Source organism: Streptomyces sp. P3, assembly GCF_003032475.1.
GTDB lineage: Bacteria > Actinomycetota > Actinomycetes > Streptomycetales > Streptomycetaceae > Streptomyces.
In genome coordinates this window covers 5,821,963-5,847,738 of record NZ_CP028369.1, presented here as the reverse complement: position 1 = coordinate 5,847,738, position 25,776 = coordinate 5,821,963, and the positions used below count along the sequence as shown (strand labels likewise).

General features: G+C 73.7%; 21 protein-coding genes and 1 pseudogene. 14 read left to right on the top strand and 8 right to left on the bottom strand.

What is annotated here, in order from left to right; genetic code table 11:
• Nucleotides 1–178: 178 nt before the first annotated feature.
• Nucleotides 179–715, bottom strand: coding sequence for a cysteine hydrolase family protein (locus tag C6376_RS25910; RefSeq protein ID WP_107445637.1), 537 nt, complete (start codon nucleotides 713–715; stop codon nucleotides 179–181).
• A gap of 228 nt (nucleotides 716–943) precedes the next feature.
• On the opposite strand from C6376_RS25910, the gene C6376_RS25905 reads away from it, so the two are divergent.
• On the top strand, nucleotides 944–1,588 hold the full coding sequence (locus tag C6376_RS25905) for a lipoprotein (protein ID WP_254076044.1): 645 nt from the start codon (nucleotides 944–946) through the stop codon (nucleotides 1,586–1,588).
• A gap of 67 nt (nucleotides 1,589–1,655) precedes the next feature.
• Here the strand turns inward: C6376_RS25905 and C6376_RS25900 are convergent, their stop codons facing one another.
• Nucleotides 1,656–2,501 carry a DUF72 domain-containing protein gene (locus tag C6376_RS25900; protein ID WP_107445636.1) on the bottom strand — a complete coding sequence of 282 codons (846 nt, stop codon included), beginning with the start codon at nucleotides 2,499–2,501 and terminating at the stop codon, nucleotides 1,656–1,658.
• A 121-nt stretch (nucleotides 2,502–2,622) separates the two neighbouring features.
• On the opposite strand from C6376_RS25900, the gene C6376_RS25895 reads away from it, so the two are divergent.
• From C6376_RS25895 to C6376_RS25880, 4 genes are all read left to right on the top strand, one after another.
• Nucleotides 2,623–5,409, top strand: coding sequence for a SpoIIE family protein phosphatase (locus C6376_RS25895; RefSeq protein WP_107445635.1), 2,787 nt, complete (start codon nucleotides 2,623–2,625; stop codon nucleotides 5,407–5,409).
• Between the two features lie 68 nt (nucleotides 5,410–5,477).
• Nucleotides 5,478–8,174, top strand: coding sequence for a SpoIIE family protein phosphatase/ATP-binding protein (locus C6376_RS25890; protein WP_254076043.1), 2,697 nt, complete (start codon nucleotides 5,478–5,480; stop codon nucleotides 8,172–8,174).
• A gap of 177 nt (nucleotides 8,175–8,351) precedes the next feature.
• On the top strand, nucleotides 8,352–9,716 hold the full coding sequence (locus C6376_RS25885; RefSeq protein WP_107445634.1) for an FAD-dependent oxidoreductase: 1,365 nt from the start codon (nucleotides 8,352–8,354) through the stop codon (nucleotides 9,714–9,716).
• A gap of 118 nt (nucleotides 9,717–9,834) precedes the next feature.
• Nucleotides 9,835–10,800 carry a DUF1152 domain-containing protein gene (locus C6376_RS25880; protein ID WP_107445633.1) on the top strand — a complete coding sequence of 322 codons (966 nt, stop codon included), beginning with the start codon at nucleotides 9,835–9,837 and terminating at the stop codon, nucleotides 10,798–10,800.
• Between the two features lie 50 nt (nucleotides 10,801–10,850).
• Here C6376_RS25880 and C6376_RS25875 read toward each other — a convergent pair whose 3' ends face one another.
• From C6376_RS25875 to C6376_RS25865, 3 genes are all read right to left on the bottom strand, one after another.
• Nucleotides 10,851–11,867, bottom strand: a complete 1,017-nt coding sequence (locus C6376_RS25875) for a hypothetical protein (protein ID WP_107445632.1) — start codon at nucleotides 11,865–11,867, stop codon at nucleotides 10,851–10,853.
• Complete coding sequence (locus C6376_RS25870) at nucleotides 11,864–12,232, bottom strand: PadR family transcriptional regulator (protein WP_107445631.1); 369 nt, start codon at nucleotides 12,230–12,232, stop codon at nucleotides 11,864–11,866. Before C6376_RS25870 ends, C6376_RS25875 begins: the two co-directional genes overlap by 4 nt.
• Nucleotides 12,233–12,333: 101 nt before the next feature.
• A complete protein-coding gene (locus C6376_RS25865) occupies nucleotides 12,334–14,055 on the bottom strand; it encodes a serine/threonine-protein kinase (RefSeq protein ID WP_107445630.1) in 1,722 nt (573 codons plus the stop codon).
• Nucleotides 14,056–14,301: 246 nt separating this feature from the next.
• On the opposite strand from C6376_RS25865, the gene C6376_RS25860 reads away from it, so the two are divergent.
• Entirely contained in the window at nucleotides 14,302–14,895 is a 594-nt protein-coding gene (locus tag C6376_RS25860; protein ID WP_254076042.1) for a hypothetical protein, read from the top strand.
• Between the two features lie 56 nt (nucleotides 14,896–14,951).
• On the opposite strand, the gene C6376_RS25855 is transcribed toward C6376_RS25860, so the two are convergent.
• Nucleotides 14,952–15,440 carry a roadblock/LC7 domain-containing protein gene (locus tag C6376_RS25855; protein WP_107445629.1) on the bottom strand — a complete coding sequence of 163 codons (489 nt, stop codon included), beginning with the start codon at nucleotides 15,438–15,440 and terminating at the stop codon, nucleotides 14,952–14,954.
• 732 nt (nucleotides 15,441–16,172) lie between these two features.
• On the opposite strand from C6376_RS25855, the gene C6376_RS25850 reads away from it, so the two are divergent.
• The 4 genes from C6376_RS25850 (at nucleotide 16,173) to tgmB (ending at nucleotide 19,329) form a co-directional block, all read left to right on the top strand.
• Nucleotides 16,173–17,336: a hypothetical protein gene (locus tag C6376_RS25850; RefSeq protein WP_107445628.1), complete on the top strand. Its 1,164-nt coding sequence runs from the start codon at nucleotides 16,173–16,175 to the stop codon at nucleotides 17,334–17,336.
• A 275-nt stretch (nucleotides 17,337–17,611) separates the two neighbouring features.
• A complete protein-coding gene (locus C6376_RS25845; protein WP_107445627.1) occupies nucleotides 17,612–17,911 on the top strand; it encodes a YkvA family protein in 300 nt (99 codons plus the stop codon).
• Nucleotides 17,912–18,134: 223 nt separating this feature from the next.
• Nucleotides 18,135–18,326 carry a putative ATP-grasp-modified RiPP gene (tgmA, locus tag C6376_RS25840; protein ID WP_107445626.1) on the top strand — a complete coding sequence of 64 codons (192 nt, stop codon included), beginning with the start codon at nucleotides 18,135–18,137 and terminating at the stop codon, nucleotides 18,324–18,326.
• A gap of 16 nt (nucleotides 18,327–18,342) precedes the next feature.
• Nucleotides 18,343–19,329 (top strand): ATP-grasp ribosomal peptide maturase, encoded by a 987-nt coding sequence (tgmB, locus tag C6376_RS25835; protein WP_107445625.1) that lies wholly within the window; start codon nucleotides 18,343–18,345, stop codon nucleotides 19,327–19,329.
• 173 nt (nucleotides 19,330–19,502) lie between these two features.
• On the opposite strand, the gene C6376_RS25830 is transcribed toward tgmB, so the two are convergent.
• Nucleotides 19,503–19,751 (bottom strand): DUF5133 domain-containing protein, encoded by a 249-nt coding sequence (locus C6376_RS25830; protein ID WP_107445624.1) that lies wholly within the window; start codon nucleotides 19,749–19,751, stop codon nucleotides 19,503–19,505.
• 606 nt (nucleotides 19,752–20,357) lie between these two features.
• On the opposite strand from C6376_RS25830, the gene C6376_RS25825 reads away from it, so the two are divergent.
• The 4 genes and pseudogenes from C6376_RS25825 (at nucleotide 20,358) to C6376_RS25810 (ending at nucleotide 23,418) form a co-directional block, all read left to right on the top strand.
• Complete coding sequence (locus C6376_RS25825) at nucleotides 20,358–21,713, top strand: diaminopimelate decarboxylase (RefSeq protein ID WP_107445623.1); 1,356 nt, start codon at nucleotides 20,358–20,360, stop codon at nucleotides 21,711–21,713.
• Nucleotides 21,714–21,784: 71 nt separating this feature from the next.
• Entirely contained in the window at nucleotides 21,785–22,069 is a 285-nt protein-coding gene (locus C6376_RS25820) for a hypothetical protein (protein ID WP_107445622.1), read from the top strand.
• A 9-nt stretch (nucleotides 22,070–22,078) separates the two neighbouring features.
• Nucleotides 22,079–22,195, top strand: a pseudogene (locus C6376_RS45435) (gfo/Idh/MocA family oxidoreductase); the annotation flags it as partial.
• 134 nt (nucleotides 22,196–22,329) lie between these two features.
• On the top strand, nucleotides 22,330–23,418 hold the full coding sequence (locus C6376_RS25810; protein ID WP_107445621.1) for a PP2C family protein-serine/threonine phosphatase: 1,089 nt from the start codon (nucleotides 22,330–22,332) through the stop codon (nucleotides 23,416–23,418).
• Here the strand turns inward: C6376_RS25810 and C6376_RS25805 are convergent.
• Nucleotides 23,378–25,621 (bottom strand): MMPL family transporter, encoded by a 2,244-nt coding sequence (locus C6376_RS25805; protein WP_107445620.1) that lies wholly within the window; start codon nucleotides 25,619–25,621, stop codon nucleotides 23,378–23,380. The genes C6376_RS25810 and C6376_RS25805 overlap by 41 nt on opposite strands.
• Between the last annotated feature and the right edge of the window lie 155 nt (nucleotides 25,622–25,776).

The window sequence follows — 25,776 nt, the reverse complement described above, 5'->3', positions numbered from 1 at the left end:
CGGTGGAAGGGCCGGCCCGTGCCCAGCGGGAGCGGTTTTCTGCTCGTCTCCGCCCGGGCCGGGACGTGGAGGGTAGCGGCAGCCGGCGGTGGTGCCGCGCCGGCCGACGGTGGTGTGGCCGGCCATCCGTGCCGCGCCGGCGGACGTTGGTGTCAGCCGCCGTGCCGGGCCGGGCCGTTCAGTTCCACAGCTCGTCGCTGTCGCACACCCGGGCGCCCATGTTGCGCCGCATCATGCTGAGCGCGGCGTCCGCCAGGCCGGCGTGGATGTGGGCGACGGCGTCCCGGGGGACGGTCACCTCGAGATGGCGGATGTGGGCGTCGAGGGCCGAATAGAGCACGCACTGTTCCGTGACCTGCCCGCAGAGCACGACGTGGTCGATTCCCTCCTGGTGGAGGAGGTACGACAGCGGGGTCTCGAAGAAGATCGAGTGCCGTGCCTTGACGACGAAGAGGGACTCCTCGTCCGGCGCCAGCGGTTCGACGAGTGCGGCGTGCCGGCCGGCGAGCGCCGTGTCGAGGAGTTCGCCGTGATGGGAGCGCCACTGACCGAAGTTGTCGTTGACGTAGACGACGGGCACGCCGGCGTCGCGGGCCCGTTGGAGGAGACCGGCGATCACCGGGACCACCCTCTCGGCGGACGACAGCAGCAGCTCCGCATCCGGATGGTCGTAGGTGTTGATCATGTCAATGACGATCAGTGCGGTCTTGCTCATGCGGCTATGGGTTCCCGTTCGCCCCATACGGACGCCGATATGACGGCACGTCACTCGTCCGCCTCACGGCCTGCGGCCCGGTGGTGCGAATTTCGGTGGCGAGGGCGGCGCACCTCTCGGTTACAGTGCTCCGCCGGCAACGCGCCGGTCCGGAGAGGAGACACAGCGGTGCGCTTTGGGGTGGGGAACGCGGGGAGCACGGGAAACGCGGGAAGGGTGCGGCGGGGGGTGTCGCTGGCTGCCCTGGCGACCGGACTCGTGACGGGGTTGGTGACGGGGTGCACGGCCGACCGGGAGGGCCCGGACGCCGCGTCCGGGGCGTCCGCGAAGGGGAGCGCGAAGGTCGCGAAGCGCGGGGGGTCGGTCGGGGCCGCCGGGTCGGCCTGCGAGCTTCCGGTCGCCTTCGACATCGCGGAGTTCTGGAAGGCCAAGGCCGTCGACGGCGCGGACGCGTCCGGCGCCGGCGGCGACCTGGCCGAGCTCCTGGACGCGTTCGCGCACCAGGGCCCGGTCACCCTGGCCTGCGAGATCGACGCGAAGCCCGCCGGCAAGATCGGGTTCCTCCGGGTGTGGACGGGCGCGGCCGGCAAGGCCGACGCGCGGACCGTGCTCAAGGAGTTCGTGGCCGCCGAGCCGCAGGCGAGCGGAGCGGTGTACCGCGAGGTGAAGGCGGGTGACGTCACGGGCGTCGAGGTCGCGTACACCACCACGAGCAAGCTCCTCGAGGAGAGCAAGCAGGAGCACGCCTTCGCCGTCACCACGTCCGAGGGCCCCGTCGTCCTGCATCTCGGGGGACTGGACACCGGCGAGCACGACGCGATGCTCCCCGCCTACGAGCTCGCCAAGAGCACCCTGCGCACCACCGCCGCCTGACGCCCGCCTGCCCGAACCCGCCCGGCTGACGCCCGCCCGTCCGCCCCACACCCGCCGTCCGGGCCGGTCAGCCGCCGAGCAGGGCGCGCATGCGCGCGGCGGCCCGGACGGCGGCGTCTCCGCAGCAGTTGTTGAAGAGCACATGCACCTGCTCGGTCCGCCGGGCGAGCGCGCGGATCCTAGGCACCCACTCATCGAGCTCACCGGGGCCGTACTCGTGGCGGAAGCGGTCCTCCTTGCCGCCCGTGCCCCAGTGCCGGCTTCGACCGTGGAGACGGACGACCGCCAGACGCTCGCAGGTGACCGGTGTGACGGGTGGGACGGCCGAGGGCAGCGACTGCTCCATGTCGACGGCGACGGCGACGAAGCCGTGGGCCCTCAGCAGGTCGGCCGTCGTCTGCTCCTGCTCGCCCCGCCACCAGTGCGGATGCCGGAACTCGACGCACACGGGCCACCCGGCGGTGCGCTCCGCGCACCGGGCGAGGAACGCGTGGGCCCGCGCACCGGGGCGAAACCAGGGCGGGAACTGGAAGAGGACGGCGCCCAGTCGGCCGGCGTCCCGCAGCGGACGGATGCCGTCCGCGAACCTGCGCCACACCTCGTCCAGGGCCCGCGGCCCGCGGGAGCCCGCGGGCAGGCCGGGCGGCATCGCGGCGGGCCGGGTGGGGTGGCCGGTCAGCAGCGAGAACGCCTTCACATCGAACACGAACCCGTCGGGCGTCCGCTCCGTCCACAGCCGGCTGGTGCGTTCGCCGGGCAGCCCGTAGTACGTCGCGTCGACCTCGACGACCGGGAACCGCTCGGCGTAGTGCAGCAACCTGCCCGCCGCGTCGCGCCGCCCCGGCGGATACCAGCCGCTGGAGACCAGCGCCCGGTCCGTCCACGAGCAGGCGCCCACCAGAATCTCACCCATGGGCGGCCGGTTACCCCGTCCGGCGCTCATTTCTCCCCCGCGCGCGGATGCACAACCGGTCACATGTGGCGCATTCTTACTGTGTCGCCCCACGCGGCGGCGCACGGACGAGGTAGGGCCGATGACTGGGAGCGTCAGGGACGAGCGGAAGCCGTCCGGACCGCCGCCCGCGCTGCTGACCGGGACCGTCGCGGACGCGCTGCGGACGACGGCCGGGCGCGCGGCGGGCGTCTACCTGCGCTCGCGGAGCTCCGGGCTGCTGCGCCTCGCGGTCCTGTCCGGGCTGCCCGGTCAGCTGTTCCGCCCCTGGTGGCGGGTGAACGTGGACCGGCCGTTCCCGGTGGCCGACGTGCACCGGACGGGCGTCCCCGTGGTGCTGGCGAACGCCACCGAGGTGATGCGCCGCTATCCGCAGTTCGCGGCCGGGCTGCCCTTCCAGTTCGGTTCGCTGCATGTGCCCGTCGTGGCGGGGGACCGGGCCTTCGGGGTGCTGACCGTGCTGCGGCCGGCGGCGGCCGACGTGGCGGAGGTGCAGGCGGAGGGCGAGCGGCTGTCGGCCGTGGCGGACGCCCTGGGCGCGGACCTGCTGCGGCTGGGCGCGAACGGCGGGACCGTCACCTGGGACGACACACCGCTGTGCGTGCGGCCGCCGGCCGCCGGACCGGCGCCGGGGCGCGTCGGGCGGCTCTCCTGGACCCCGGCGACCGGCGCCCTGACCGTGGACGCGCGGGCCTGTGCCCTGCTCGGTCTGCCGCCGGGCGACTTCCCCGGCACGCTGGACGCGCTGGCCCGGGTCGTCGACCCGGCGGACGCCCACCGGCTGCCCGACCTGCTGCACCGGACGGCCCGGGGCCGGCCCCCGCCGCTGCCCATCCAGGTGCGGACCGCCGCGGGCGGTCTGCGGCTGCTGGATCTGTGGCCGGCGACGAACGCGGAAGCCGCGAGCATCGGCCCGGCCGCCGAACCCCGGCGGCCCGCCGCGCGCACCCGGGAGGCACGGGAGCAGGAGCCGCCGCCCCTGCCGCCCCAGCAACCAGAGCAGGGCCGGGCGAACGGGGAAACCCGGGAGGCGCGGGAATCCGGCGGGTCCGCCACGGTCGGCGGCGGAGCCTGCGCCTCTCCCGGCGCACCGCGCCCCGTCGCCGGGGTCCTCCTGGACCCGGGACCGGGCGCGCTCGCCGACGGGGCCGCCGATCTGCTCCCGGAGGGCGTGTTCTGCCTCGACCGGACGGGCCTCGTCGTGTATGCCAATCCCCGGGCCGGCCACCTGCTGGGGGTGCCGCGGGAGCAGCTGGTCGGCCGGCAGCTGTGGGAGGCCGTGCCGTGGCTGAACCAGCCCACGTACGAGGAGCACCTGCGGGGCGTCCTGCTGTCGCCGGAGCCCGCCCACTTCGACGTGCGGCTGCCTGCCACTCCCGAAGGGCCCTCGCCCCGGCCGTACGAGGGCGACTGGCTGCGTATGTCGCTCTACCCGGGCGCGGACCTGGTCACCTGCAGGGCCGTCCCCGCCGACCGTGTGCCGCACGACGACGTCCCCGAGGCCGTCGGCCCGGACGCTTCCGCGCCGGACGCCGCGGCCTCGACCGCCCCGCTGTACCGGCCGATCGTGCTGGCCATCGCGCTGACGGAGGCGGTGACCGCCCGGCAGGTGTCGGCGGTGGTCATGCAGGAGCTGCTGCCCGCGTTCGGCGGCCGGCGGCTTGCCATCTATCTGCTTCAGGAGCGGCATCTGTACCTGGCCTGGGAGTCCGGGTTCCCGGAGGGCTTCCTGGCGCCCTTCGAGGGGGTGGCCCTGGACGCCCGGCTGCCCGGCGTGGAGACGCTCACCACGGGCCGGCCGCTGTTCTTCGACTCGATGCAGCAGCTGGCCGACGCCTACCCGGGCATCGAGCTCGACGCGGAGGAGGGCGCCCGCGCGTTCCTCCCGCTGATCGCCTCGGGCCGCCCGGTGGGCTCGTGCATCCTCGGCTTCGACCGTCCGCGCAGTTTCGGCTCCAAGGAACGCACGGTGCTGACCGCGCTGGCCGGGCTGATCGCCCATGCGATGGAGAAGGCCCAGCGCTACGACACCGAGGCGGCCCTCGCGCGCGGCCTGCAGCAGGCCCTGCTCCCCCGCCGGCTGTCGCAGCACGCGCGCGTGGAGACCGCGGGGCGCTATCTGCCGGGCACCGAGGGCATGGACGTGGGCGGCGACTGGTACGACGTGGTGGAGGCCGGGGACGGGCTCGCCCTGGTCATCGGCGACGTCCAGGGCCACGGGGTGCAGGCCGCGGCGACCATGGGGCAACTGCGCAGCGCGGTGCGTGCGTTCGCGCTCGGGGACCGGCCGCCCGAGGAGGTCATGGGCGGCACGAACCACCTTCTCATCGGCCTGGACCCCGGCCAGTTCGCGAGCTGTTGCTACATCCGGCTGGATCCGTCCACGGGCCGCGCCCGGGCGGCCCGCGCCGGGCATCTCCCCCCGCTGCTGCGCCATCCCGACGGACGGACCGAGGTCCTGGACCTGCCCGGCGGGGTCGTCCTGGGGGTGGATCCGCGCGCGCACTATCCGGTGACCGAACTGCTTCTGGAGCCGGGCGCGATCCTCGCCCTCTACACGGACGGCCTGGTGGAGCGGCCCGGCCACGACATCGACGACGGCATCGCGGCGCTGCGCACGGCGTTGGCCGAGGCCGGCGGAGCAGCGGGTCGCGGGGCTGACGGGGACCCCCGCACCTCGGCCGAAGCCCCCGATCCCACCGGCCCGACCGGTGGCGCCGGTGGCGCCGTCCGCTCGCTCGCCGACGTGGCGGACCGGCTGACCGCGGCGGCCCGCCGGTCGGCGGACCGCTCCGACGACATCGCGCTGCTGCTGGCCACCCGGCGTGACCGGGCAGGGTCCGGGCCGAAGCCGCCGCGGCGGGGGTGAGCGGCGCGGTCCGTCACCGTGGGTGACGACTCTCGCCTCAGGGGGCCGGGCAGTGTAGACATGGGCACATGGTCCGACTCCTGGGGCGCTCGGATGCCCGTCAGGCCCGTGGTCCCCGGGGCCCGCGGGATCGGCGTGCTCCCGAGACCACGTTGGGCGGGCGCAGCCTCGCCGCACAGGTGTTCGTGTTGCAGGTGGTCATCGTGCTGCTGCTGGTCGTGGCGGCCGTGGTGGCGCTGCTGCTGCAGGTGCGGCACGACAGCGCACAGGAGGCCCGCAACCGCTCGCTGGCCGTCGCGGAGACATTCGCCAACTCGCCGGGCATGGTGGCGGCGCTGAACAGCCCGAATCCGACGGCCGTGCTGCAGCCCAAGGCCGAGGCCGCCCGCAAGGCCTCGGACATGGACTTCATCGTCGTCATGAACACCGACGGCATCCGCTACACACATCCCAAGCCGGACCGCATCGGCAAGAAGTTCGTCGGGACCCTCCAACCGGCGCTGGACGGCGGCGTCGTGGTCGAGGAGGTCAACGGGACCATCGGCCGGCTGGTCCAGGCCGTCGTCCCCGTGCGGGCGTCCGGCGGGCAGGTGGTCGGGCTGGTGTCGTCCGGCATCACGACCGAGCACGTGGGCGGCAACGCCGACCGGCAGCTGCCGCTCGTCCTCGGCAGCGCCGCTCTCGCCCTGGTGCTGGCCACGGCGAGCACCGCGCTGGTCAGCCGTCGGCTGCAGCGCCAGACACACGGCCTCGGACCGCGCGAGATGACCCGGATGTACGAGCACCACGACGCCGTGCTGCACGCCGTGCGGGAGGGCGTGATCATCGTCGGCGGCGAGGGCGACCTGCTGCTCGCCAACGACGAGGCGCAGCGGCTGCTCGATCTGCCCCCGGACGCCGAGCGGCGGCAGGTCCTCGACCTGGGACTGGACCGGGAGACCGCCCAGCTGCTGGCCTCCGGGCGGATGGTGACGGACGAGGTGCACCTGGTCGGGGAACGACTGCTGGCGATCAACCAGCGGCCCACCCACCTGGCGGGCGGTCCGGCCGGCAGCGTCGCGACGCTTCGCGACTCCACCGAACTGCGCGCCCTGTCGGGGCGTGCGGAGGCGGCCCGTGAGCGTCTCGACATGCTGTACGCGGCGGGGGTCGGCATCGGGACGAGCCTGGACGTGACCCGGACGGCGGAGGAGCTGACGGCGCTGGCCGTGCCGAGGTTCGCGGACTTCGCGACCGTCGACCTGTTCGACGCCGTCCTGGACGGCGAGGAGCCCGAGACGAAGGGCACGCTACGGCGCACGGCGGTCGGCGGGATCCGCAAGGGCGCTCCGCTGTACGCCGTGGGCGATCGGATCCGGTTCGTCGACTCCGCGCCGCAGGCCCGCAGCCTGGGGACCGCGCGGGCCGTGCTGGAGGCCCGGCTGTCCCGGGCGCCGGGCTGGCGTGCCCAGGACCTGGAACGGACCGAACAGGTCGTGGAGTTCGGCATCCACTCGCTGATCACGGTGCCGGTACGGGCCGGCACGCTGATTCTGGGCGTGGTCAGTTTCTGGCGTTCGGAGCGGCCCGACCCGTTCGATCCGGACGAGGTGGCGCTCGCCGAGGAGTTGGTGGCGCGGGCGGCCATCTCCATCGACAACGCGCGCCGTTTCACCCGCGAGCACGGCATGGCCGTCACGCTGCAGCGGAGCCTGCTGCCCCGTACGCTGCCGGAGCAGAACGCCCTGGACATCGCCTACCGGTATCTGCCCGCGCAGGCCGGTGTGGGGGGCGACTGGTTCGACGTGCTGCCCCTGTCGGGTGCCCGGGTCGCTCTGGTCGTCGGGGACGTGGTGGGACACGGGCTGCACGCGGCGGCCACCATGGGGCGACTGCGCACCGCGGTGCACAACTTCTCCGCGCTGGATCTTCCCCCCGAGGAACTGCTGGGTCTGCTCGACGAGTTGGTGGCGCGCATCGACCAGGACGAGGCGGGCGACCGGGGCAACGCGGCCGTCTCCGGGGCGACCTGTCTGTACGCCATCTACGACCCGGTGTCCCGGCGCTGCACGATCGCCCGCGCCGGCCATCCGCCGCCGGCGGTGGTGCGTCCGGACGGCCGGGTCGAGTACGCCGAAGTGCCGGCGGGGCTCCCGCTCGGGCTGGGCGGTCTGCCGTTCGAGACGGTCGAACTGGAGTTGGCCGAGGGCAGCCGGCTGGCGTTGTACACGGACGGGCTGGTGGAGGACCGGGAGCGGGACATCGACACCGGTCTGGAGATGCTGCGCACGGCGCTGGAGCGCAGCGCCGCGGGTTCGCCGGAGGAGACCTGCCAGGCGGTCGTGGAAGCGCTGCTGCCGGCCCGGCAGGGCGACGACATCGCTCTGATCGTCGCGCGCACCCGGGCCCTGGGCGCCGACCGGGTCGCCGAGTGGGAGGTGCCGGTGGACCCGGCGGCGGTCGGCGAGGTGCGGTCGGCGGCGGTGCGGCAGCTGGCGCGCTGGGACCTCGACGAGCTGTCCTTCGCGACGGAGCTGATCCTGAGCGAGCTGGTCACCAACGCGATCCGCTACGGCAGCGGGCCCGTGCGGGTGCGGCTGCTGCGGGACCGCACGCTGATCTGCGAGGTCTCGGACGGCAGCAGCACCTCGCCGCATCTGCGGTACGCGGCGATGACCGACGAGGGCGGGCGCGGGCTGTTCCTGGTGGCGCAGCTCACCGAGCGCTGGGGCACTCGGTACACCCCCAAGGGCAAGGTGATCTGGGCCGAACAGCCGCTGCCCTGAGGGAGTGTGGGCCGCAGGCGGGCGTGCGGGTGATCCGCCGCGGCGGGACTCAGGGCGCGACGCCCGCTCATAAATGGTGTTTATGAGCTCATAGAGTGGACCCGTGTACCGAGTTAGGTTTGCCTTAGTTTAGGCTTCCCCGGAGTCGATCTGTCGCCGCTCGAAGGGAACCTGATCATGCCCCGCCCCCTGCGGGTAGCCATTGTCGGAGCCGGCCCCGCCGGGATCTACGCCGCCGACGCGCTGCTCAAGTCCGCCGTGGCCGCCGACCCGGGTGTCTCCATCGACCTCTTCGAGCGCATGCCGGCCCCGTTCGGCCTGATCCGCTACGGCGTCGCCCCGGACCACCCGCGCATCAAGGGCATCGTCACCGCCCTGCACCAGGTCCTCGACAAGCCGCAGATTCGTCTCTTCGGCAACGTCGACTACCCGACCGACATCAGCCTGGACGACCTGCGCGCCTTCTACGACGGCGTGATCTTCTCCACCGGCGCCATGGCCGACCGGGAGATGTCGATCCCGGGGATCGAGCTCGACGGCTCCTACGGCGCCGCCGACTTCGTCTCCTGGTACGACGGTCACCCGGACGTGCCGCGCACCTGGCCGCTCCAGGCCGAGAAGGTAGCGGTCCTGGGCGTCGGCAACGTCGCCCTCGACGTGGCGCGCGTGCTGGCCAAGACGGCGGACGAGCTGCTGCCCACGGAGATCCCGGCCAACGTCCACGAGGGCCTCAAGGCCAACAGGGCGCGGGAGATCCACGTCTTCGGCCGGCGCGGGCCCGCACAGGCGAAGTTCTCGCCGATGGAGCTGCGGGAGCTGGACCACTCCCCCACCATCGAGGTCATCGTCGACCCCGAGGACATCGACTACGACGAGGGCTCGATCGCGACGCGGCGCGGCAACAAGCAGGCCGACATGGTCGCCAAGACGCTGGAGAACTGGGCCATACGCGATGTGGGCGACCGCCCGCACAAATTGTTCCTGCACTTCTTCGAGTCGCCGACGGAGATCCTCGGCGAGGACGGCAGCGTCGTCGGCCTGCGCACCGAGCGCACCGCTCTCGACGGCACCGGCAACGTCAAGGGCACCGGCGAGTTCAAGGACTGGGACGTCCAGGCGGTCTACCGCGCCGTCGGCTACCTCTCCGAGAAGCTGCCGAAGCTGCCCTGGGACCTCGACTCGGGCACCGTTCCGGACGAGGGCGGCCGTGTCATCGAGGAGTCGGGCGCGCACCTGCAGTCCACGTACGTCACCGGCTGGATCCGACGCGGACCGGTCGGCCTGATCGGCCACACCAAGGGCGACGCCAACGAGACGGTGTCGAACCTGCTGGACGACCACGCGAACGGCCGTCTGCACACGCCGGACGCACCCGAACCGGAGGCCGTGGACGCGTTCCTCGCCGAGCGCGAGGTCCGCTTCACCACCTGGGAGGGCTGGCACCGGCTGGACGCCGCCGAGAAGGCGCTCGGCGAGCCGCAGGGCCGCGAGCGCGTGAAGATCGTCGAGCGTGAGGACATGCTGCGGGAGAGCGGCGCGTAGGCACATGACGGGACCCGGGGGCGGACGCCTCCGGGCCCTTCGCCCCGGCGTGCCCGCCCGGCGCACACCCACGGCGAATCCGATGGTCCGCAAGATCGCCGACTGTTAGCGTCCGGGGGTGTTCTCCCTCCAGGAACCTCCTCTCTTCACCCGGCTGCGCGACGCGCGCCGGGTGCTCGTCGCCGGCGCGGGCGGCGGTTTCGACGTGTACGCGGGGCTTCCGCTGGCGTTCGCCCTGCGGGCGGCGGGCAAGGACGTCCACCTGGCGAACCTCTCGTTCGCCGATCTGTACGGGCTGCCCTCGGACGTGTGGCTGCAGCCCGACGTCGCGGCCGTCGGCCCCGACCTCGCCGTGCGCGGCGACTACTTCCCCGAACGCACCCTGGCCCGCTGGCTCGACCGACAGGGGCTGCCCTCCACCGTGTACGCCTTCCCGCGCACCGGCGTGCAGCCGCTGCGCGCCGCCTACCGGGCGCTGGTGGACCACCTGGGCGGGGTGGACGCCGTGGTCCTGGTGGACGGCGGCACCGACATCCTGATGCGCGGCGACGAGCACGGACTGGGCACGCCCGAGGAGGACATGGCGAGCCTGGCCGCCGTGCAGGCTCTCGACGACGTCCCCCAGCGTCTGGTGGCCTGTCTGGGCTTCGGTGTGGACGCGTATCACGGGATCAGCCACTCCCTGGTGCTGGAGAACCTGGCCGGACTCGACCGGGCGGGCTCCTACCTCGGCGCGTTCTCCCTGCCGCGGCACAGCCCCGAGGGCGCCCTCTACCTCGACGCGGTGGCCGACGCCCAGGCGTGCACGCCGGGCCATCCCAGCATCGTCAACGGGTCCGTCGCGGCCGCCGTGCGCGGCGACTTCGGCGACGTCCGGTTCACCGAGCGCACGAAGGACGGCGAGCTGTTCGTCAACCCCCTCATGACCCTGTACTTCTGCGTCGACGCGCCCGGTCTGGCCCGTCGCAACCTCTACCTGGACCGGCTGGCCGACACCGTCCTGATGCGGCAGATCAGCTCCCGCATAGAGGAGTTCCGTGACGAGTTGCCCCGGCTGCGGCAGCCGCGCGCCTTCCCGCACTGAGTCGCCGCACGCCGTCCGGGCGTTCGGCGGGGTCGCGGCACGCCGTCCGGTCAGCGGGCCGCGACGTCACGGCCTCCGACGACCGCGAGGGCGGCGGTCAGGAGCAGCAGGGCGGCCGCCTGGACGGCGAATCCGGCCACCATGGCCGTGGGCAGCGGCATGGACACATCCAGCCAGGTGTACGCGGCGGCCACGCGCAGGGTGAGGATCAGCAGTCCGAGCCCGGCAAGGGCGAGCGCGCCCTCTCCGCCCGCGGTCCGGCCCCGGCGGCCGCGGCGCACCAGCCAGCCGAGCGCGCCGAGGACGAAGCAGGTGGTCGGCGCCCACACGGAGTCGGCCACGCCGGGCAGCACGACGACGGAGGCGCCCATCACGACGCAGCAGCCGAGGTAGACCGTGCCCGGCGTGCCGACGGACAGCGCCGCCGGGGGCGCGTCGCGGTGCCAGGAGGTGCACAGGGCCAGGGCCGGCAGCCAGGCGAAGGCCGCCGTGGCGGTGGCGTAGGCCGGCGCCGGCGGGGGAAAGTCGGCCACGAAGGGCGCGAGAAAGGGCCAGAGGGTGGGCAGGGCGGCGAGCAGCACGCTGATCCGCGCGGTCCTTCGGCGGTCGTGCAGCAGGGCGAAACAGCCGACCGTCCACAGCAGGGGCAGCACCCAGGCGGCGACGGCGGCCGAGGCGACGACCGGCCCCTGCCCGGTGAACCCCGACATGAACACGTCCCGCCCGAAGGAACCGTGGGTGGACGTCCAGGTCAGCTCCAGTGCCCGGTCGGCGACCGCGGCGGCCGCCTGGAGCAGCACGGCGCAGAGTGCGAAGAGCCGGACCGTCGAGCCGAGCACCGCGTAGCGGCGCGGCGCGGTGGCGGTGCCCAGTCGGGTGCGCACAGCGAGGGCTGCGACGCTGGCGGCCTCGCCGAGGGTCGGCCGGCTCTCGTCCTGGAGATCGCGGTCGGTCTCCCCGAGGAAGACCTCGACCATCTCCTCCTCCCGCTCCTGGCGGTAGTACATGGGCAGCAGCCGCAGCACCGCGCGGTAGCGCGCTTCGAGGAGGGTCGTCGCGCCGGTCATGCCAGACCTCCGGCGAGTCCGGGCCCGGGGGCCGGCGGAATGACGGTCCCGGGGGCGCGGCGTCCCTCGGCGATGCGGCGTCTGGCCGCGCCGGCGCCGGCCGCCATACGGTCGGCCTCCGCCGCGAGGGCCCGGACACCGTCGTCGGTGACACGGTAGTAGCGCCTGAGTCTGCCCTGCTGGACCTCCTCGCGGTCCAGGGCGATGAGCCCGTCGGCGGTGAGCCGGTCGAGCACGCCGTACAGCGTGCCCACCCTCAACTGCACCTCACCGGCCGAGAGTTCCTCTATCTCCCGCAGGATGCCGTAGCCGTGCCGCGGCTGATCGGCGAGGGCCGTCAGCACGAAGAAGGCGGCCTGGGTCATACTCCTCGATGCCATGGGACTGAATATATCGGGAGCCGATATATTCCGCACGGCGAAACACTACTTCGACACGCACGGCCGTGCCCGGCCGTGCGCGGCCGTCAGCCGTCGTCGCGCGGATACGTCGCGATCACCCGTCCCTTGACGTCGGCCCGGAGGTACCCGCTGCCGTAGTCGTCGGACAGGTAGACGCTCATCGACGGTCCGGTGTCGAAGACCGTGGACCCCGGGTCGACCAGCAGGTAGCGGCTGGTGGGGCGGGGGACGCCGAGGGTCTTCGCGGCCCGCGCCAGCAGCCCGGGCACCTTGTCCCAGTCGTAGACGTCCAGGTCGACGGGGACCTTGCCGCTCATCACGGTGCCGCCCGGGCCGTCCTTCACCGCCACGTCCCCACCGCGGTACGTGTACCGGTCGTAGAGCTTCGGGCGGCCCTTCACGGAGACCTCGGCGATGGCGTACTCCTCGTACACCGCGAGGCTCGTCACCTTCGCCCCGCCCGTGGCCGCCGACAGCTTCGCCACGACGTTCTTGACGCCGTCCCCGCTGAGCAGGTCGACCTTCTGGGTGTCGGACGCGCCGCCGGAAGCCGCCTCGGAGGGGTCGTCGGAAGCACCCCCGGACGCTCCGGAGGCGGCCTGCCGGGCGCTCTGCGACGCGGACACGCCGGGCAGGGGTGAGGCGCCTCCGCTTCCGCCGCTGTCGCCGCCGTCGTGGAGGTACGGAAACAGCGTCCACGCCAGGACGCCGGCCAGAGCGCCGGCCAGCACGGCGACGGCGGTGGTACGGCCGCGGCGGGCGGGGGGCCGGGCGCCGGCCGGCGGGACGACCGTGACGACGCCGGGCGGGGCCGCGGGCGGAGTGAGCGGGTACGAGGTCGTCGAAGGCTGCGGAGCCTGGACCGCCGACGGGACCGGAGCCGGCGGAAGGGCAGCGCCCGGCGGCGGGAGCGGAGCAGAGGGGAAGACCACGCCCGGCGCCGGCGCGGCGGCGGTCGCGGCCGCCAGCATCAGGTCGACCCGGGCCGCGTCGGGGCGGGCCTGCGGGTCGCGCACGAGCAGCGCCGTGAGAACGGCCGTCAGCGGGCCTGCGCCGCGCGGCGCGGGCACGTCCTCGCTCAGCACGGCGGCCAGGGTGGCGAGTGTGCTGCCCCTGCGCAGCGGATGGTGCCCCTCCACGGCGACGTACATGAGCATCCCGAGGGACCACAGGTCGGCGGCGGAGCCGCCCTCCTTCCCACTGACCCGTTCCGGAGCCATGTAGTCCGGCGAGCCGATGACCGAGCCGGTGGCGGTGAGGCCGGCGGACTCCCGGACCGCGGCGATGCCGAAGTCGGTGAGCACCGGCCGTCCGTCGGGGCGCAGCAGGACGTTGGCGGGCTTCACGTCACGGTGCTCGATGCCGACGGCATGCGCGGCACGCAGCGCGGCCAGCACCTCGCGGCCCATCCGGGCGGCCTCGACCGGCGGCATCACGCCCCGTTCCAGCCGGTCCTGCAGGGAGCCGCCCTCGACGAGCTCCATCACGATCCACGGATACGTGTGCTCGCCGCCGTCGACGATGTGATGGATGGTGACGACGTTGGGATGGTGGACGCGTGCCAGCGCGCGGGCCTCCCGCAGCACGCGCTCCCGCAGCACGCCGGCGGCCGCCGGGTCGTGCTCGGCGAGGTCCGGGTCCGCGTGCCGCACCTCCTTCACCGCCACCGCGCGCTGCAGGACCAGGTCGTGGGCCCGCCACACCAGGCCCATCCCTCCCCCGCCGAGTCGCTCCACCAGCTCGAAGCGTCCGTCGACGACGCGTCTGTGGGTTCCCCCTGTGCTCATGGAGGGAGCTTAGAGGCAGCGACCGACACGCGGTGTGTCGGCCGGAGGGGGCACGGCGCGAATGGTCCGGTCGCCCACGGGCATGCTGTGAACGAGGTCACTTCCGCCGGGCCGTGCCGCAACCGCTCCCGGTCCGCTTCCTCTCCCCTCCTCCCTCCCTCTCCACGAAGGACGTGTGCTTTGGCTCTCATGCACCCTGACGCCCCCTCGGCCCGCCGTCCGGGTCGCTGCTGGACGATCCGTGTGGTGGGGCACCGGGACCGCACCGCGTCGGTCACCTGCTCCTCCGCGTGCGCGATGCCGTCGCGCTCCCGGGACCTCGCGGCCCTGCGCCGTTTCGCCGAGGCCCATGCGGCCGCGCACGCCCGGGCGGCGGCGGTGCATCACGACGCCGCCTGCTGGTGCCGCCGTCAGCGGTGCGCGCCGCACGAGGACGTCCGGGTCTCCTGCGCGGGCACGGTCGTCCTCGTCCTGCGGCACGACCCGTCGGTGGGTCAGGTGTGGACGCTCAGCGAAGTGTGCTCCGCGTGCGCCCCGTTGATGCCCCACACGCGCGTGCTGAGCCGGGCGGCTCCGCCGCGGCCCCGCGTGCCGGACCCGGAGGCGGATCCCCGTGCGACCGGCGGCCCGGCGGCGGCTCCCGCCGCCGGTGTGGGGCAGGAGGCGCACGGCAGGCCCGCGCCGTCGGGACCCACGATGCCCGCCGTCGGACCGGCGCGGCTCGTCCCCGGCGGCTTCAGCGCGCCTTCCACAGGCGCCGACCCGGAGCAAAGGGGTGCGCGGCGGCGCCCTGTCGCGGGTCCGCGTGGGCGCTCGGGAGCGGGTGGCGGCGCGGGGTGACGTGCGCCGTCCGCCGACGCCGCCTCCAGGCCCGGTGGCGGGACTGCGATCCGTGATCAGGGCCGGTGGCGGGACTGAGGCGGGATACGCAGCGGGAGTGCGCCCTGGATCCGGCCGCCGACCTGTGGTGGAGGCAATCGTCCGCCCCCCGCGCCGAAAGGCCGCTCGCCCGCGGACCGGGCGGCCACGAGCTCGGCGATGCGTGCGCCGCAGCGCCGCCCCTCCAGGTGCAGTCGGCCGACGTTGACCCGGTCGTCGGCGAGCAGGGTCAGCACGGCGGCCGGCCCGGCCGCGTAGGTCGCGAGGTAGCCGTCGGCGCCGCGCACCAGGAGTTCTCGGAAGTCGCCGCGGGCCGCCAGGTCGACCATGCGGCGTCCGACGCCGAGCGCCGCCGCGGTGAGCGCCGCCAGTCCCTCCGGTTGGACGTCCGGCATGTCCTGGGCCAGAACGAGACCGTCGGCGCCGGCCGCCAACGCCCCCGTCAGCTGCGGCATACGGGCGCGCAGGCGGTGCAGTTCGTTCGCGACCTCGACCTCGACGGCCATGACCGGTGTCCCTTCGGCGCGTTGGCGACTGTTGCGGAGCAGGTGCGGTGCGGCGCGGGATGGTTCGGGTGCCCCAGAGGTTACGGAACACGGCAGCCGAAGGCGACGGCTTTGGCACATTCCTTTGGCATGCCCGGTGTTCGCCCGGCGGCACCGGCCGGACCGTCCGCGGAGCCGCACGCCGAGGCGGCCCGGCGAGCGGACGGGCCGACAACAGCGGCAAGCACGGGAGCGGCTGCCGCCTCGGGGCGGGGGCACGGGGCCGGCCGGTTCGCCCGGCGGTATCGACGCCCGGCAGAGATGGACGGCCGGGGGGCGGGCGCGCGCGGACGGGGCCCGCCCCGAAGCGGATGGTGGACGGTCCCCGTCCGCCGTCCCATTCTCCCGTCCCGGACCCGAAGAGCCCACGGGTGCGGGACGTCCGCCGTGGTGCACGGCGCACACCCCGGGCGGGCAGGCCACACACTGCGCGCGTGTTCTCCGGCGGATGCGGCGGATGCGGCGGATGCGGCCAACCGGGCGGATCCGGACGCGTGACGGGTGTCGTGCCGGGGAAGGGGCTCCTGAACGGAGGCGTCCTCGGGCGCCCTCGCCCGCCGCCCGTCGGACCGCCCACCCCCTGTGGCGAGCGATACTGGCCTTCGCGCGCCGTCGCCCTGTCGTCGCCGCGCCGCCGCCAGGCCGCCCGCCCTCACGAATGGACTCACGCACATCGCCGCGACCGATTCGCCCATGACGCCCTCCACGGTGTGGCAGGCCCGTGGCCGCCACACCGGACCGACCGCGCCGGACGTCCTGCGCAAGAACCTCCAGGCCCTCAAGGACGCCGGCGCCGTGCAGGACTTCGCGGAGCTGCCCGAGGCCGACACCCCCGACGGGGAGACGGCCTTCGAGGCCCGGTGGCAGCCCGAGGAGGACGTGACGGTCCGCGCCCGGCTCACCCTCGCCGAGTGGTCGGGCCGGGGCCAGGAGTGGACGCTCACGGCGGAGGCGGACCGCCCCTGGGACCAGCGCTGGCCGTCGCCCGCCGGCATCTTCTGGCCCTGGGACGCGGACGCACCGTGGGGCCACGAGACCGTCACGGGCGAACGTTTCCTCGACGTCAACCCGCTGCCCGCGGACGACAAGGAACTGCGTCGCACGCTCCGGGCCGCGCTGCGCGACACCTGGGCCGTGCACGTCGTCGTCCACGAGGCCATGACGCCCGACGAGCAGGGCCGCCGCTCGCTCGTCCCGCTGCTCCCGCCCGGCCTGCATCACCGGGTCGTCGAGCACCGGGCCGCCCCGCACCAGCTGCGCACGGTCAACTGGGCCCTCAAGGAGTCGGGGGCGGAGGTGCCGCGCGGCGGTGCGCTGGTGCTGCCCGGCGTGCCCGCTCCCGCCGACTACGACCCCGTCGCGTTCTCGGTGCGCAGCGTGTTCCTGGACGGCACGCATCCCACCGAGCTGCTGGACGCCGTGCGGCGTTTCGCCGCTCTGCCCCGGCCGCTGCCGGAAGGCGGCGACGCCGCGCTCGCCGTGCTGCGGGAGGAGTGGCAGCTGCTGACCCTGGAGGAGGAACTCGCCCGCGAGCGCGCGCTGGTGACGATGTACAAGGACGCGCTGGAGGCGATGACGGAGTCCCGGGACCTGTACCGGGAGGCCGCCGAGCACGCCCACGAGGCGCTGGCCGCGTACCGGGAGGCGGCGGCCGAGGCCGACGCGGCCGGAGTGCCGCGGCAGGCGCCGGTCAAACGACCCGGCTCGCCCTTCCAGCAGTTGGGCCGGACCCTGGAGCGGTTCAGGGAGTCCACCAAGAGCCTGCGGCCGGTCCCGGCCAGCACGCCCGCCGAAGGGCCGGAACAGGACCGCGCACCCGGGCCCGGCGGCGGAGAGGCCGGCTCGGGGCACTCGTAGGCGCGGGCCGGGGTTTCGCGCGCCCCGGAGCGTCCCGCGCGCCTGGCCCTCCCCCTCCCGGGCGTCTGCTCCTCCCCCTGGCGGGGGCCCTCCCGCCGGTCCCGTCCCTCGTACGCGGCACCCGTGTGGAGGCGTCCGATGCGGTAATCCTGCCGGAAGCGGGCATTCGAGCACCCGAAGCGGGGAAACCGACAGACAGGGACCGCGACCCGGGGTCCGGACGGGAAGTGCAGAGCACGGCCGGACGTAGCGCGACGGACCACAGGGGAGGACCCGTGGATGCGCCAACCACGCTCGTCGTCGTCGTGGCGGTGGCCGCCGTCGCGCTGTTCGCCGCGGCCGCAGCGGTGCTGACCCGGCTGATCCGTACCCGCCGGGGCCTCAGACGGGCCGGACTGCCCACCGGCCCGCGCTGGGTGTTCTGGGGGGCGGTCCTGTACTTCGTGTTTCCGGCCGATCTGCTGCCGGATCCGGTCTATCTCGACGACATCGGCATGCTCCTGCTGGCCCTTCGTTCGCTGCGTCGCGCGCCCGACCGCACCGCCGGGCACCTTTCCGAGCGGGTCCCCGACTGACCGCTGCGGAAGACGTTTTCACCACCGCTCGACCCGATCTCCCCTGCTCCACGCCCTGCTCGGCGCCCAACTCCCCGACGATCACGGAGAGTAAGGAAACCAACCACCCGTTCGATTCGTATAAGTGACTGAAGGGCGCACCAATCCAGCACCAAGCAGCGGGCCCGAGTGACGTCGCACAGCGGCACCGCTTGATCGAGGCAGTACCGACGAGGGAGAGACGATGCAACCGTTCACGCTCAACTACGCACGCCCCGCAGCTGAGTTGGAGTTTGCCACTCCGTATGCCTACGACCCCGGAATGCAGTTGAACGTACTTTTCGACGGCCGGATCGCCGCTCGCGACCACGCCCTCCTGAGAGAACTGGCGACCACCACCTCGACAGCGGGCTCCAAGACCCACTTCGACGACTGAACACAGGCCGACGAAAATGACCGTGCTCATCCTGACCTGTGAAGAGGACGTCACGGCGGACATGGTGGTCGTGCACCTGAACGCCGCGGGCGTCCCCGTCGTCCGGCTCGATCCGGCCGACCTGACCCATACCGTCGCGCTCTCCGGCGAGTACGTGCACGGAGCCTTCCGTGGCCATCTGTCCTCCGCCGGACGGCTGGTGAGCCTCGAGGGGCTGCGATCGGTGTGGGTCCGCCGGCCCGGCACCCCCGCGGCCCGGGCGGCCCAGCCGTCCGCGTGGCTGACGGAGGAGGCGTCGCAGGCGCTCTACGGCATGCTCCGGGCGACCGGCGCGCGCTGGATGAACCACCCGGACGCCTCCGTCCGGGCCCGGCACAAGCCCTGGCAACTGCGTCTCGCACAACGCAGTGGCCTGCCCGTGCCAGCCACCATCGTCACGACGTTCCCGCAGGCGGCCCGTGAGTTCGCGGACCGCTATCCCGACCTGGTGGTCAAGCCGGTGTCCGGCGCCCATCCGCAGGATCCGCCCCGCGCGGTGCCCACCACCCGGGTCCCGCCGGACGCCGACTTCGCAGCCGTCGCCTACGGCCCGACGCTGCTGCAGCGCCGGGTGGCCAAACGGGCCGACATCCGGCTGACCGCGGTCGGCGACCGTCTCTTCGCCGCCCGCAAGGACACCGTCCCCGGCGGCGACCCCGACGTGGTGGACGTGCGCTACTCGCCCTCAGCAACGCCCTGGCGTCCCGCCGACGTCCCGCCGCGCCTGGCCGAGGCGGTGCGGACGTATCTGCGGGAGGCGGAACTCGCCTACGGCGCCTTCGACTTCGCGGAGGACGCCGACGGCACCTGGTGGTTCCTGGAGTGCAACCAGTCGGGTCAGTTCGGCTTCGTGGAGGTGGACACCGGTCAGCCCGTCGCCCGCACCATCGCCGAGTGGCTGGCCGGGCCGCCGACGGAGCACGACGTCCGGCGCGCCGACCGGTGCGGCTTCGCGGCCCCGTGAGGCGCCCGGGCGCGGCGGGAGCCCGAGGAAGCTCCGCCGCGCCGGGCCCGTCCACCCGGCGTCGGGCACCGGGCCCCCGGCGCCGGTGAACAGGATGTCCACGGGCCCGGGGCCGCGTGCCGGACTGCCTGGGTGACCGGACGCCGCACGGCGGGTCCGGCCGTTGCACTTCCTCAGACGGCCAGCGACAGTCCGTCCGAGCCCTCAGCGGGCGCGCTCGTCACCGGAGCGGCCTCCAGCAGGGCGTCCGCCGCGGCGACCGCCTCGCGGACGTCGGCGGTGCCCATGAGCACGCACAGGGTGTACATCACGTCCTGGAGTTCACGTGCCGCCTGCGGCGTCTCCCTCTCCGCCTGTGCGATCTTCAGTGTCGCGTAGCGGGTCAGCAAGGTCCTGGCGATTTTCGGGTCCGGAACGATCACTAGCGCCCCTCTCTCTGTTGTGCGCTGCGTGTGCCCGGTCACCGGCGAATCATGCATGACACACGGACTTCTCACTCCCCAGGAGCATGATCCGGCCACGAACGGTCATACGTTCCGGGCGCTGGACAGGTGGCTGAACGCGTCGGCGAGGCGCAGGAGCCGAACAGCGGGTCGGCGCGCCGGCCCGCTGTTCGGCGGTCTGCCGCGCGTTCCGATGCCCGCCCCGGTCGCGGCGGTCGAGCGGTCTGTCGAGCGGTCTGTCGAGCGGTCTTCCGCACGACGACACCATGGACGTGTCCTCCCGGTGGTCGTGTCGGACGGCGGCGTCCGGTTCCGCGGGTTCACCGGCGGTCCGGGTGAGTTCCGTCGCGGCGAGGGTCGAGAAGCGAACGCGTTCAGCGGCCGGAACGCTGAATCGTGCCTTCCGGCCCGCTGAGCCGTCCGGTGGCCGGGTGCAGGCCGGTTCAGGGGGCGAGCACACGCCCGGCGCGGGGAAGACCGTCCACAGGTGGTAACAGGGACGGCGGGGAGGAACACCCCGACCCACCCGCCGCCCGGCCCCGCCCGACCCCCTCCAGACCGCCCCGCCCGAAGGAGACCGCAGACGTGCCGAGGCCCACCGAGAACCAGCAGACCGACGTCACCTCCGTCGCGCTCACCGTCCGCCGGGCCGTCGTGGACGGGCTGATCGGCGAGGGCCGGCCGGTCGCCGGCTTCGTGGACGTGCGGGGTGTGCGGAGCAGCGTCGCCGCGCTGCACGAGGCGTTCGCCCGCACGCCGGACGTCCTGCACACCTTCGCCGCCAAGGCCTGCCCGCTGGTGCCGGTGCTGCGCCTGCTGGCCGACGCGGGCATGGGCTGCGAGGTGGCCAGTCCGGGCGAGCTGCGGCTCGCCCTGGACGCGGGGTTCGCGCCGGGGCGCATCGTGCTGGACTCGCCCGCCAAGACACGCGAGGAGATCCGCGAGGCCCTCTCCCTGGGCGTCGCGCTGAACGCGGACAACCTCGACGAACTCGGCCGGATCGACGCCCTGCGCCCCGCCGACTGTCCGTCCGTGCTGGGCCTGCGGGTCAATCCGCAGGTCGGCGGCGGGTCCATCGGCGCGATGAGCACGGCGACCGCGACCTCGAAGTTCGGCGTGGCGCTGCGCGACCCCGGGGCGCGGGCCAGGGTCGTCGAGGCGTTCGCGCGGCGACCCTGGCTGACCCGGCTGCACGCGCACGTGGGCTCGCAGGGCTGCCCGCTGCCGTTGATCGCCGAAGGTCTCGCCGAGACGCACCGGCTCGCCGAGGAGATCGACGACCGCGTCGGCCGCCTCCAGGTGACCAGTGTCGACCTGGGCGGCGGGCTGCCGGTGAACTTCGCCGACGACACGGTCACCCCCACCTACGCCGACTACGTGGCCGCGCTCACCGCCGCGGAGCCGGCGCTGCTGGACGGCCGCTACCAGGTGGTCACGGAGTTCGGCCGGTCCCTGATCGCCAAGAACGGGTTCACCGCGGCCGTCGTGGAGTACGTCAAGGAGGCCGGCGGGCGCCGGGTCGCGCTCACCCACGCGGGCGGCCAGGTCGCCACCAGGACCGTCCTGATGCCGGACGCCTGGCCGCTGCGGATCTCCGCGTTCGGCCCGGACGGCCTGCCCAAACGGACGCCGCTCGTGCGACAGGACGTCGCCGGGCCGCTCTGCTTCGCGGGGGACGTGGTGGCGCACGACCGGCCGCTGCCCGCGCTCGCCGAGGGGGACGTGGTGGTGCTCCACGACACCGGCGGCTACTACTTCTCGGCGCACTGGGCGTACAACAGCCTGCCGCGGCCCGCGGTGTACGGCGCCCTGATCGACGGGGGCCGTGTCACGTTCGCCGTGATCCGGCCGGTGCAGTCGCTGCGGGAGATCTCCGCGGAGAGCGGCCTGGCGCAGGTGGACGCCCTGCTCACGGGTTTCGACGCGCGGTTTCGCCACTGACGGCGTCCCGGCACGCATCAGCGGCCCGAATCGGAGCACTCGCCAGGTTGTCGCCTGCCGAGGAGGGAACCGTGCTCTGGGTCGCCGTACTGCTCCTGCCGCTGCTGTCCGTCCTGCTTGCGGTGATGGACCGGGTCGAGACACGCCTGCTCGCCCCGGCTCCGGCCCACCGGCGTCACGCCTCGCCCCGACGCCGGCTGCGCCTGATCCGCGGCGGCGCGTCCGACGCCCCGGCGGCCGCTGCCCCGGCACCCGGCACCCCCTCGCCCGAGGTCCCGGTGTCCGACGTCCCGAACTCCGACACCGCCGCTGCCGCTGCCGAACACGTCCGGCCGTCGGAGGCCCGGGCCGCCTGACCTGGCAGGGCGCTCCCCCGGGCCGCGGTCGCCCTGCTCGGCGCGGCCCGCGACGCGCGCCCCGACCCCTGCGACGCCGCCCACGACCTGCGCGTCACCGAGATCCTCGCGGACGCCGAGACCCTGCCGGCGGGCGCGGCACGCCCACTCACGTCCCCTCGAACGGTTCGCCGGACCAACGGAACCACGCCTCGCCCGCGCCGGCGTCCAGCGGATTTCCCGGCGTGCGCCGGCCGGGGCCGAGGGGGAGCGTGGGGGGTGTGGGAGCACACGAGGGCGAACGGCGGGGCTGGCTTCGGGGCGCGCCACCGCCTCGCTGGGTGCGGGCGCTGCCGCTACTGCTCGTGGCGGGCGTCTGCGTCGCCACACTGGTCAGTCCCAGCCCGCTGGACATCGGCTTCCTGCTGGGCGCGATCCCGCCGCTGGCGGTCTTGTCCTACGGTCCGGCGGTGACCGCGGTGCTCGGCGCGGTCGTGGTCGTCATGCTCGACGTGCCCGCGTTCCAGCTCGACCGGCCTGGGCAGACCGACGTGCTGACGGTGTTCTCGGTCGCGGCCCTGAGCGTGTTCGTGGCGTTCGTTCGCCGCCGCCGGGACGTCCAGCTGGACACCGAGCGCACCATCGCGCAGGCGGCTCAGCGCGCCGTGGCGCCGCCGGTGCCCGAACGGGTCGGGCCGGTGCGCTGCGCCGGTCTGTACCGGGCGGCGCAACGCGGAACACTGGTGGGCGGGGACTTCTTCGACGTGCGCGAGAGCGCCCACGGGGTGCGGGCGGTCCTGGGGGACGTGCAGGGGCACGGGCTGGCGGCGGTGGCGACGGTGTCCTCGCTCCTCGGGGCGTTCCGGGAGGCGGTGCTCGACCAGCCGGACCTGGAGTCGGTGGCGGCCCGTCTGGACCGCAGGCTGGTGGTGGACTCGGCGCGGGTCGCGCACGCCGAACTGTTCGCGACGGCGGTGCTGGTGGAGTTCACCCCGGACGTGGACGCCGTGCGTGTCGTCGCCTGCGGGCATCCGCCGCCCCTGCTGCTGCGCGACGGCACGGTCACCGAGGTGGACGTCGTGCCGTGGACGCCGCTGGGGCTGGGCCTGCCGGAGGGCGCCCCGGTCACCGCCTGCGCCCTGCCGCTGCGCCCCGGCGACCGGCTCTTCCTCGCCTCCGACGGCGTCTCGGAGGCGAGGGACTCCGCCGGGGTGTTCTACCCGCTCCTGGACCGGCTGCCCGTGCTCGCGTCCGGCGCCGACCCGGCGACGACGGCCGGCCGGGTCTGGACGGACGTGCTGCGCCACTGCCCCGACGTCCGCGACGACGTCACGATGCTGGTCCTCGCCCCGACGGCGGCGGCGCGCTGAGGGTCTCCGCGTCGCCCTCGGCGTCGATGTGCGGCAGGATCCGGTCCAGCCACCGCGGCGTCCACCAGGCGTGCGACCCCAGCAGGGTCATCACGGCGGGAACCATGAGCAGCCGCACCACGGTCGCGTCGATCAGCACGCTGACGGCGAGTCCCAGGCCCAGCATCTTGACGACGATGTTGTCGCTGATGATGAACGCCGCGAACACGCTCACCATGATCAGAGCCGCGCAGGTGATGACGCGGGCGGTGATCTCCAGGGCGTGGGCGACGGAGTCCTTGGCGTTCCCGGTGCGCAGCCAGGCCTCGTGCACCCGGGACAGCAGGAAGATCTCGTAGTCCATGCTGAGCCCGAAGATGATCGCGAACATCATCATCGGCACATAGCTCTCGATGGGCACGTCCCCGTTGACGCCCAGCGCGGGCCCGCCCCAGCCCCACTGGAAGACGGCGACGACGACGCCGTAGGAGGCCGTGATGGACAGGACGTTGAGGACGGCGGCCTTGACGGCGACGAGCAGTCCGCGGAACACGGCGAGGATGATCAGGAAGGCGAGGCCGACGACCACGCAGATGATCAGCGGGAGGCGGCTGGCGACGATGTCACGGAAGTCGACCTGGGCGGCTGTGGTGCCGGTGACATAGCCCTTGGCGTCGTAGCCGGAGACCGCGTCGGGCAGGGTGGTGTCCTTGAGCCGGTTGGTCAGGCCGGTGGTGACGGCGTCCTGCGGCGCCCGGGTCGAGTAGACGGTGCCGATCAGGACGTCGCCGTCCTGGGTGGGCGTCAGCGGGGTGACGGTGGCCGCGTCCGGTACGGCGTTCAGCGTCTTCTGCGCCTGGGACTGCAGGTCGGAGCGCTTGTCGGAGGGGACGGATGTCTGGTCCACGACGATCGTCAGGGGACCGTTGGAGCCGGGCCCGAAGGCGTCGGTCATCAGGTCGTAGGCGCGCCGGTCGGTGAAGGACGTCGGGTCGGCGCCGTCGCCGATGTGGCCCAGCTGGATGGAGAAGACGGGGATGGCGAGGATCGCGATGACGGCTACCCCTCCCCCGAGGTACTGCCAGGGCCTGCGCTCGACACGTTTGGCGTACCGGTGCCAGGTGCCGTGCGGGGTGGCGCCGGGTTCGGCGTCGGTCTCGGCGACGGGTCTGCGCACATGCCATCGGTCGATGTGCCGGCCGATGAGCCCGAGCATGGCGGGCACGAGCGTGAGGGCCCCGATCACGGCGGAGACGACGGTGACGGCCGCGGCGACGCCGAGTTTGCCGATGAAGGACACCCCGGACGCGTACAGGCCGGCCAGCGCGATGATCACGGTGGTGCCGGAGACGAGGACGGCGCGGCCGCTGGTGGCGGCGGCGTGTCCGGCGGCCTCGGCCGGATCGGCGCCGTCGATCAGGCTCTGCCGGTGCCGGGTGATCAGGAACAGCGCGTAGTCGATCCCCACGCCCAGCCCGATCATGGTGGCGAGGGTCGGGGAGACGGTGGCGAAGGTGAACGCGGCGGCCAGCAGCCCGAGGACGGCGAGTCCGCCCACCACGGCGATCAGCGCGGTGATCAGGGGAAGTCCGGCCGCGAGGACGCTGCCGAAGCCGACGAGCAGGACCACGACGGCCACCGCGAAGCCGATCGCCTCGCTGACGAAGTCGTTGGCCTTGGGACGGGCCAGTTCGCCGAGCGAGCCGCCGTACTCGACGTCGGCGCCGGCGGCCCGCAGCGGCTGAACGGCCTGGTCCACGCCGTTCAGGTAGGCGTCGCCGAGGGTGTTGGGCTGCTGGTCGAAGCGGATGGTGATGTAGCCCGTCTTCCCGTCGCTCGACACCGGGCCGACCTTGGTGGGGCTCTGCGAGAGGGGGTTCTGCACCGACAGGACATGGGGCAGCTTCTGCAGGTCGCCGACCGTGGTGGACATCTGCGAGCTCAGCGCGCTCAGCGCCTGCCCGTCGTCGTGCATCACGATCTGCGCGCTGTACCCGCCGGCCTGCGGATCGTGCTCCTGGAGGACGTCGAGGCCCTTCTGGGACTGTGTGTCCGAGAGCGCGAAGTTGTCCTCGAAGGTGCCTCCGACGGCTCGGTCGATCACCTGGAGGGTGACCAGGGCCACCAGCCAGGCGATGATCACGACGAGGTAGTGACGGGCGCACCAGGCGCCGAGTCTGCGCAGTCCCCCCCGTTGGGGTTTCCCGGCAGTGGTGGGTTCCATGAGCTGGGCCTTCCATGCCGTGCGGCATCACCGCACAGTGGTTGGGTCGCCCCGACACCGCCCATTAGACGCCAGCCCGATCACCGCGGCATCTCGGACGGGGATGATCGGGATTGCGGGGCGCGGCCACAGGATGAATGGTGTTAGTACATTCC

Coding starts and splice junctions, on each gene's coding strand:
- C6376_RS25875 (WP_107445632.1), bottom strand. CDS start 11,867: ATGACCGGCGCGACGACCCTCCTCGAAGCGCGCTACCGCGCGGTGCTG.
- C6376_RS25890 (WP_254076043.1), top strand. CDS start 5,478: ATGGTCCGACTCCTGGGGCGCTCGGATGCCCGTCAGGCCCGTGGTCCC.
- C6376_RS25895 (WP_107445635.1), top strand. CDS start 2,623: ATGACTGGGAGCGTCAGGGACGAGCGGAAGCCGTCCGGACCGCCGCCC.
- C6376_RS25805 (WP_107445620.1), bottom strand. CDS start 25,621: ATGGAACCCACCACTGCCGGGAAACCCCAACGGGGGGGACTGCGCAGA.
- C6376_RS25850 (WP_107445628.1), top strand. CDS start 16,173: ATGACGCCCTCCACGGTGTGGCAGGCCCGTGGCCGCCACACCGGACCG.
- tgmA (WP_107445626.1), top strand. CDS start 18,135: ATGCAACCGTTCACGCTCAACTACGCACGCCCCGCAGCTGAGTTGGAG.
- C6376_RS25910 (WP_107445637.1), bottom strand. CDS start 715: ATGAGCAAGACCGCACTGATCGTCATTGACATGATCAACACCTACGAC.
- tgmB (WP_107445625.1), top strand. CDS start 18,343: ATGACCGTGCTCATCCTGACCTGTGAAGAGGACGTCACGGCGGACATG.
- C6376_RS25885 (WP_107445634.1), top strand. CDS start 8,352: ATGCCCCGCCCCCTGCGGGTAGCCATTGTCGGAGCCGGCCCCGCCGGG.
- C6376_RS25855 (WP_107445629.1), bottom strand. CDS start 15,440: ATGGCCGTCGAGGTCGAGGTCGCGAACGAACTGCACCGCCTGCGCGCC.
- C6376_RS25865 (WP_107445630.1), bottom strand. CDS start 14,055: ATGAGCACAGGGGGAACCCACAGACGCGTCGTCGACGGACGCTTCGAG.
- C6376_RS25870 (WP_107445631.1), bottom strand. CDS start 12,232: ATGACCCAGGCCGCCTTCTTCGTGCTGACGGCCCTCGCCGATCAGCCG.
- C6376_RS25900 (WP_107445636.1), bottom strand. CDS start 2,501: ATGGGTGAGATTCTGGTGGGCGCCTGCTCGTGGACGGACCGGGCGCTG.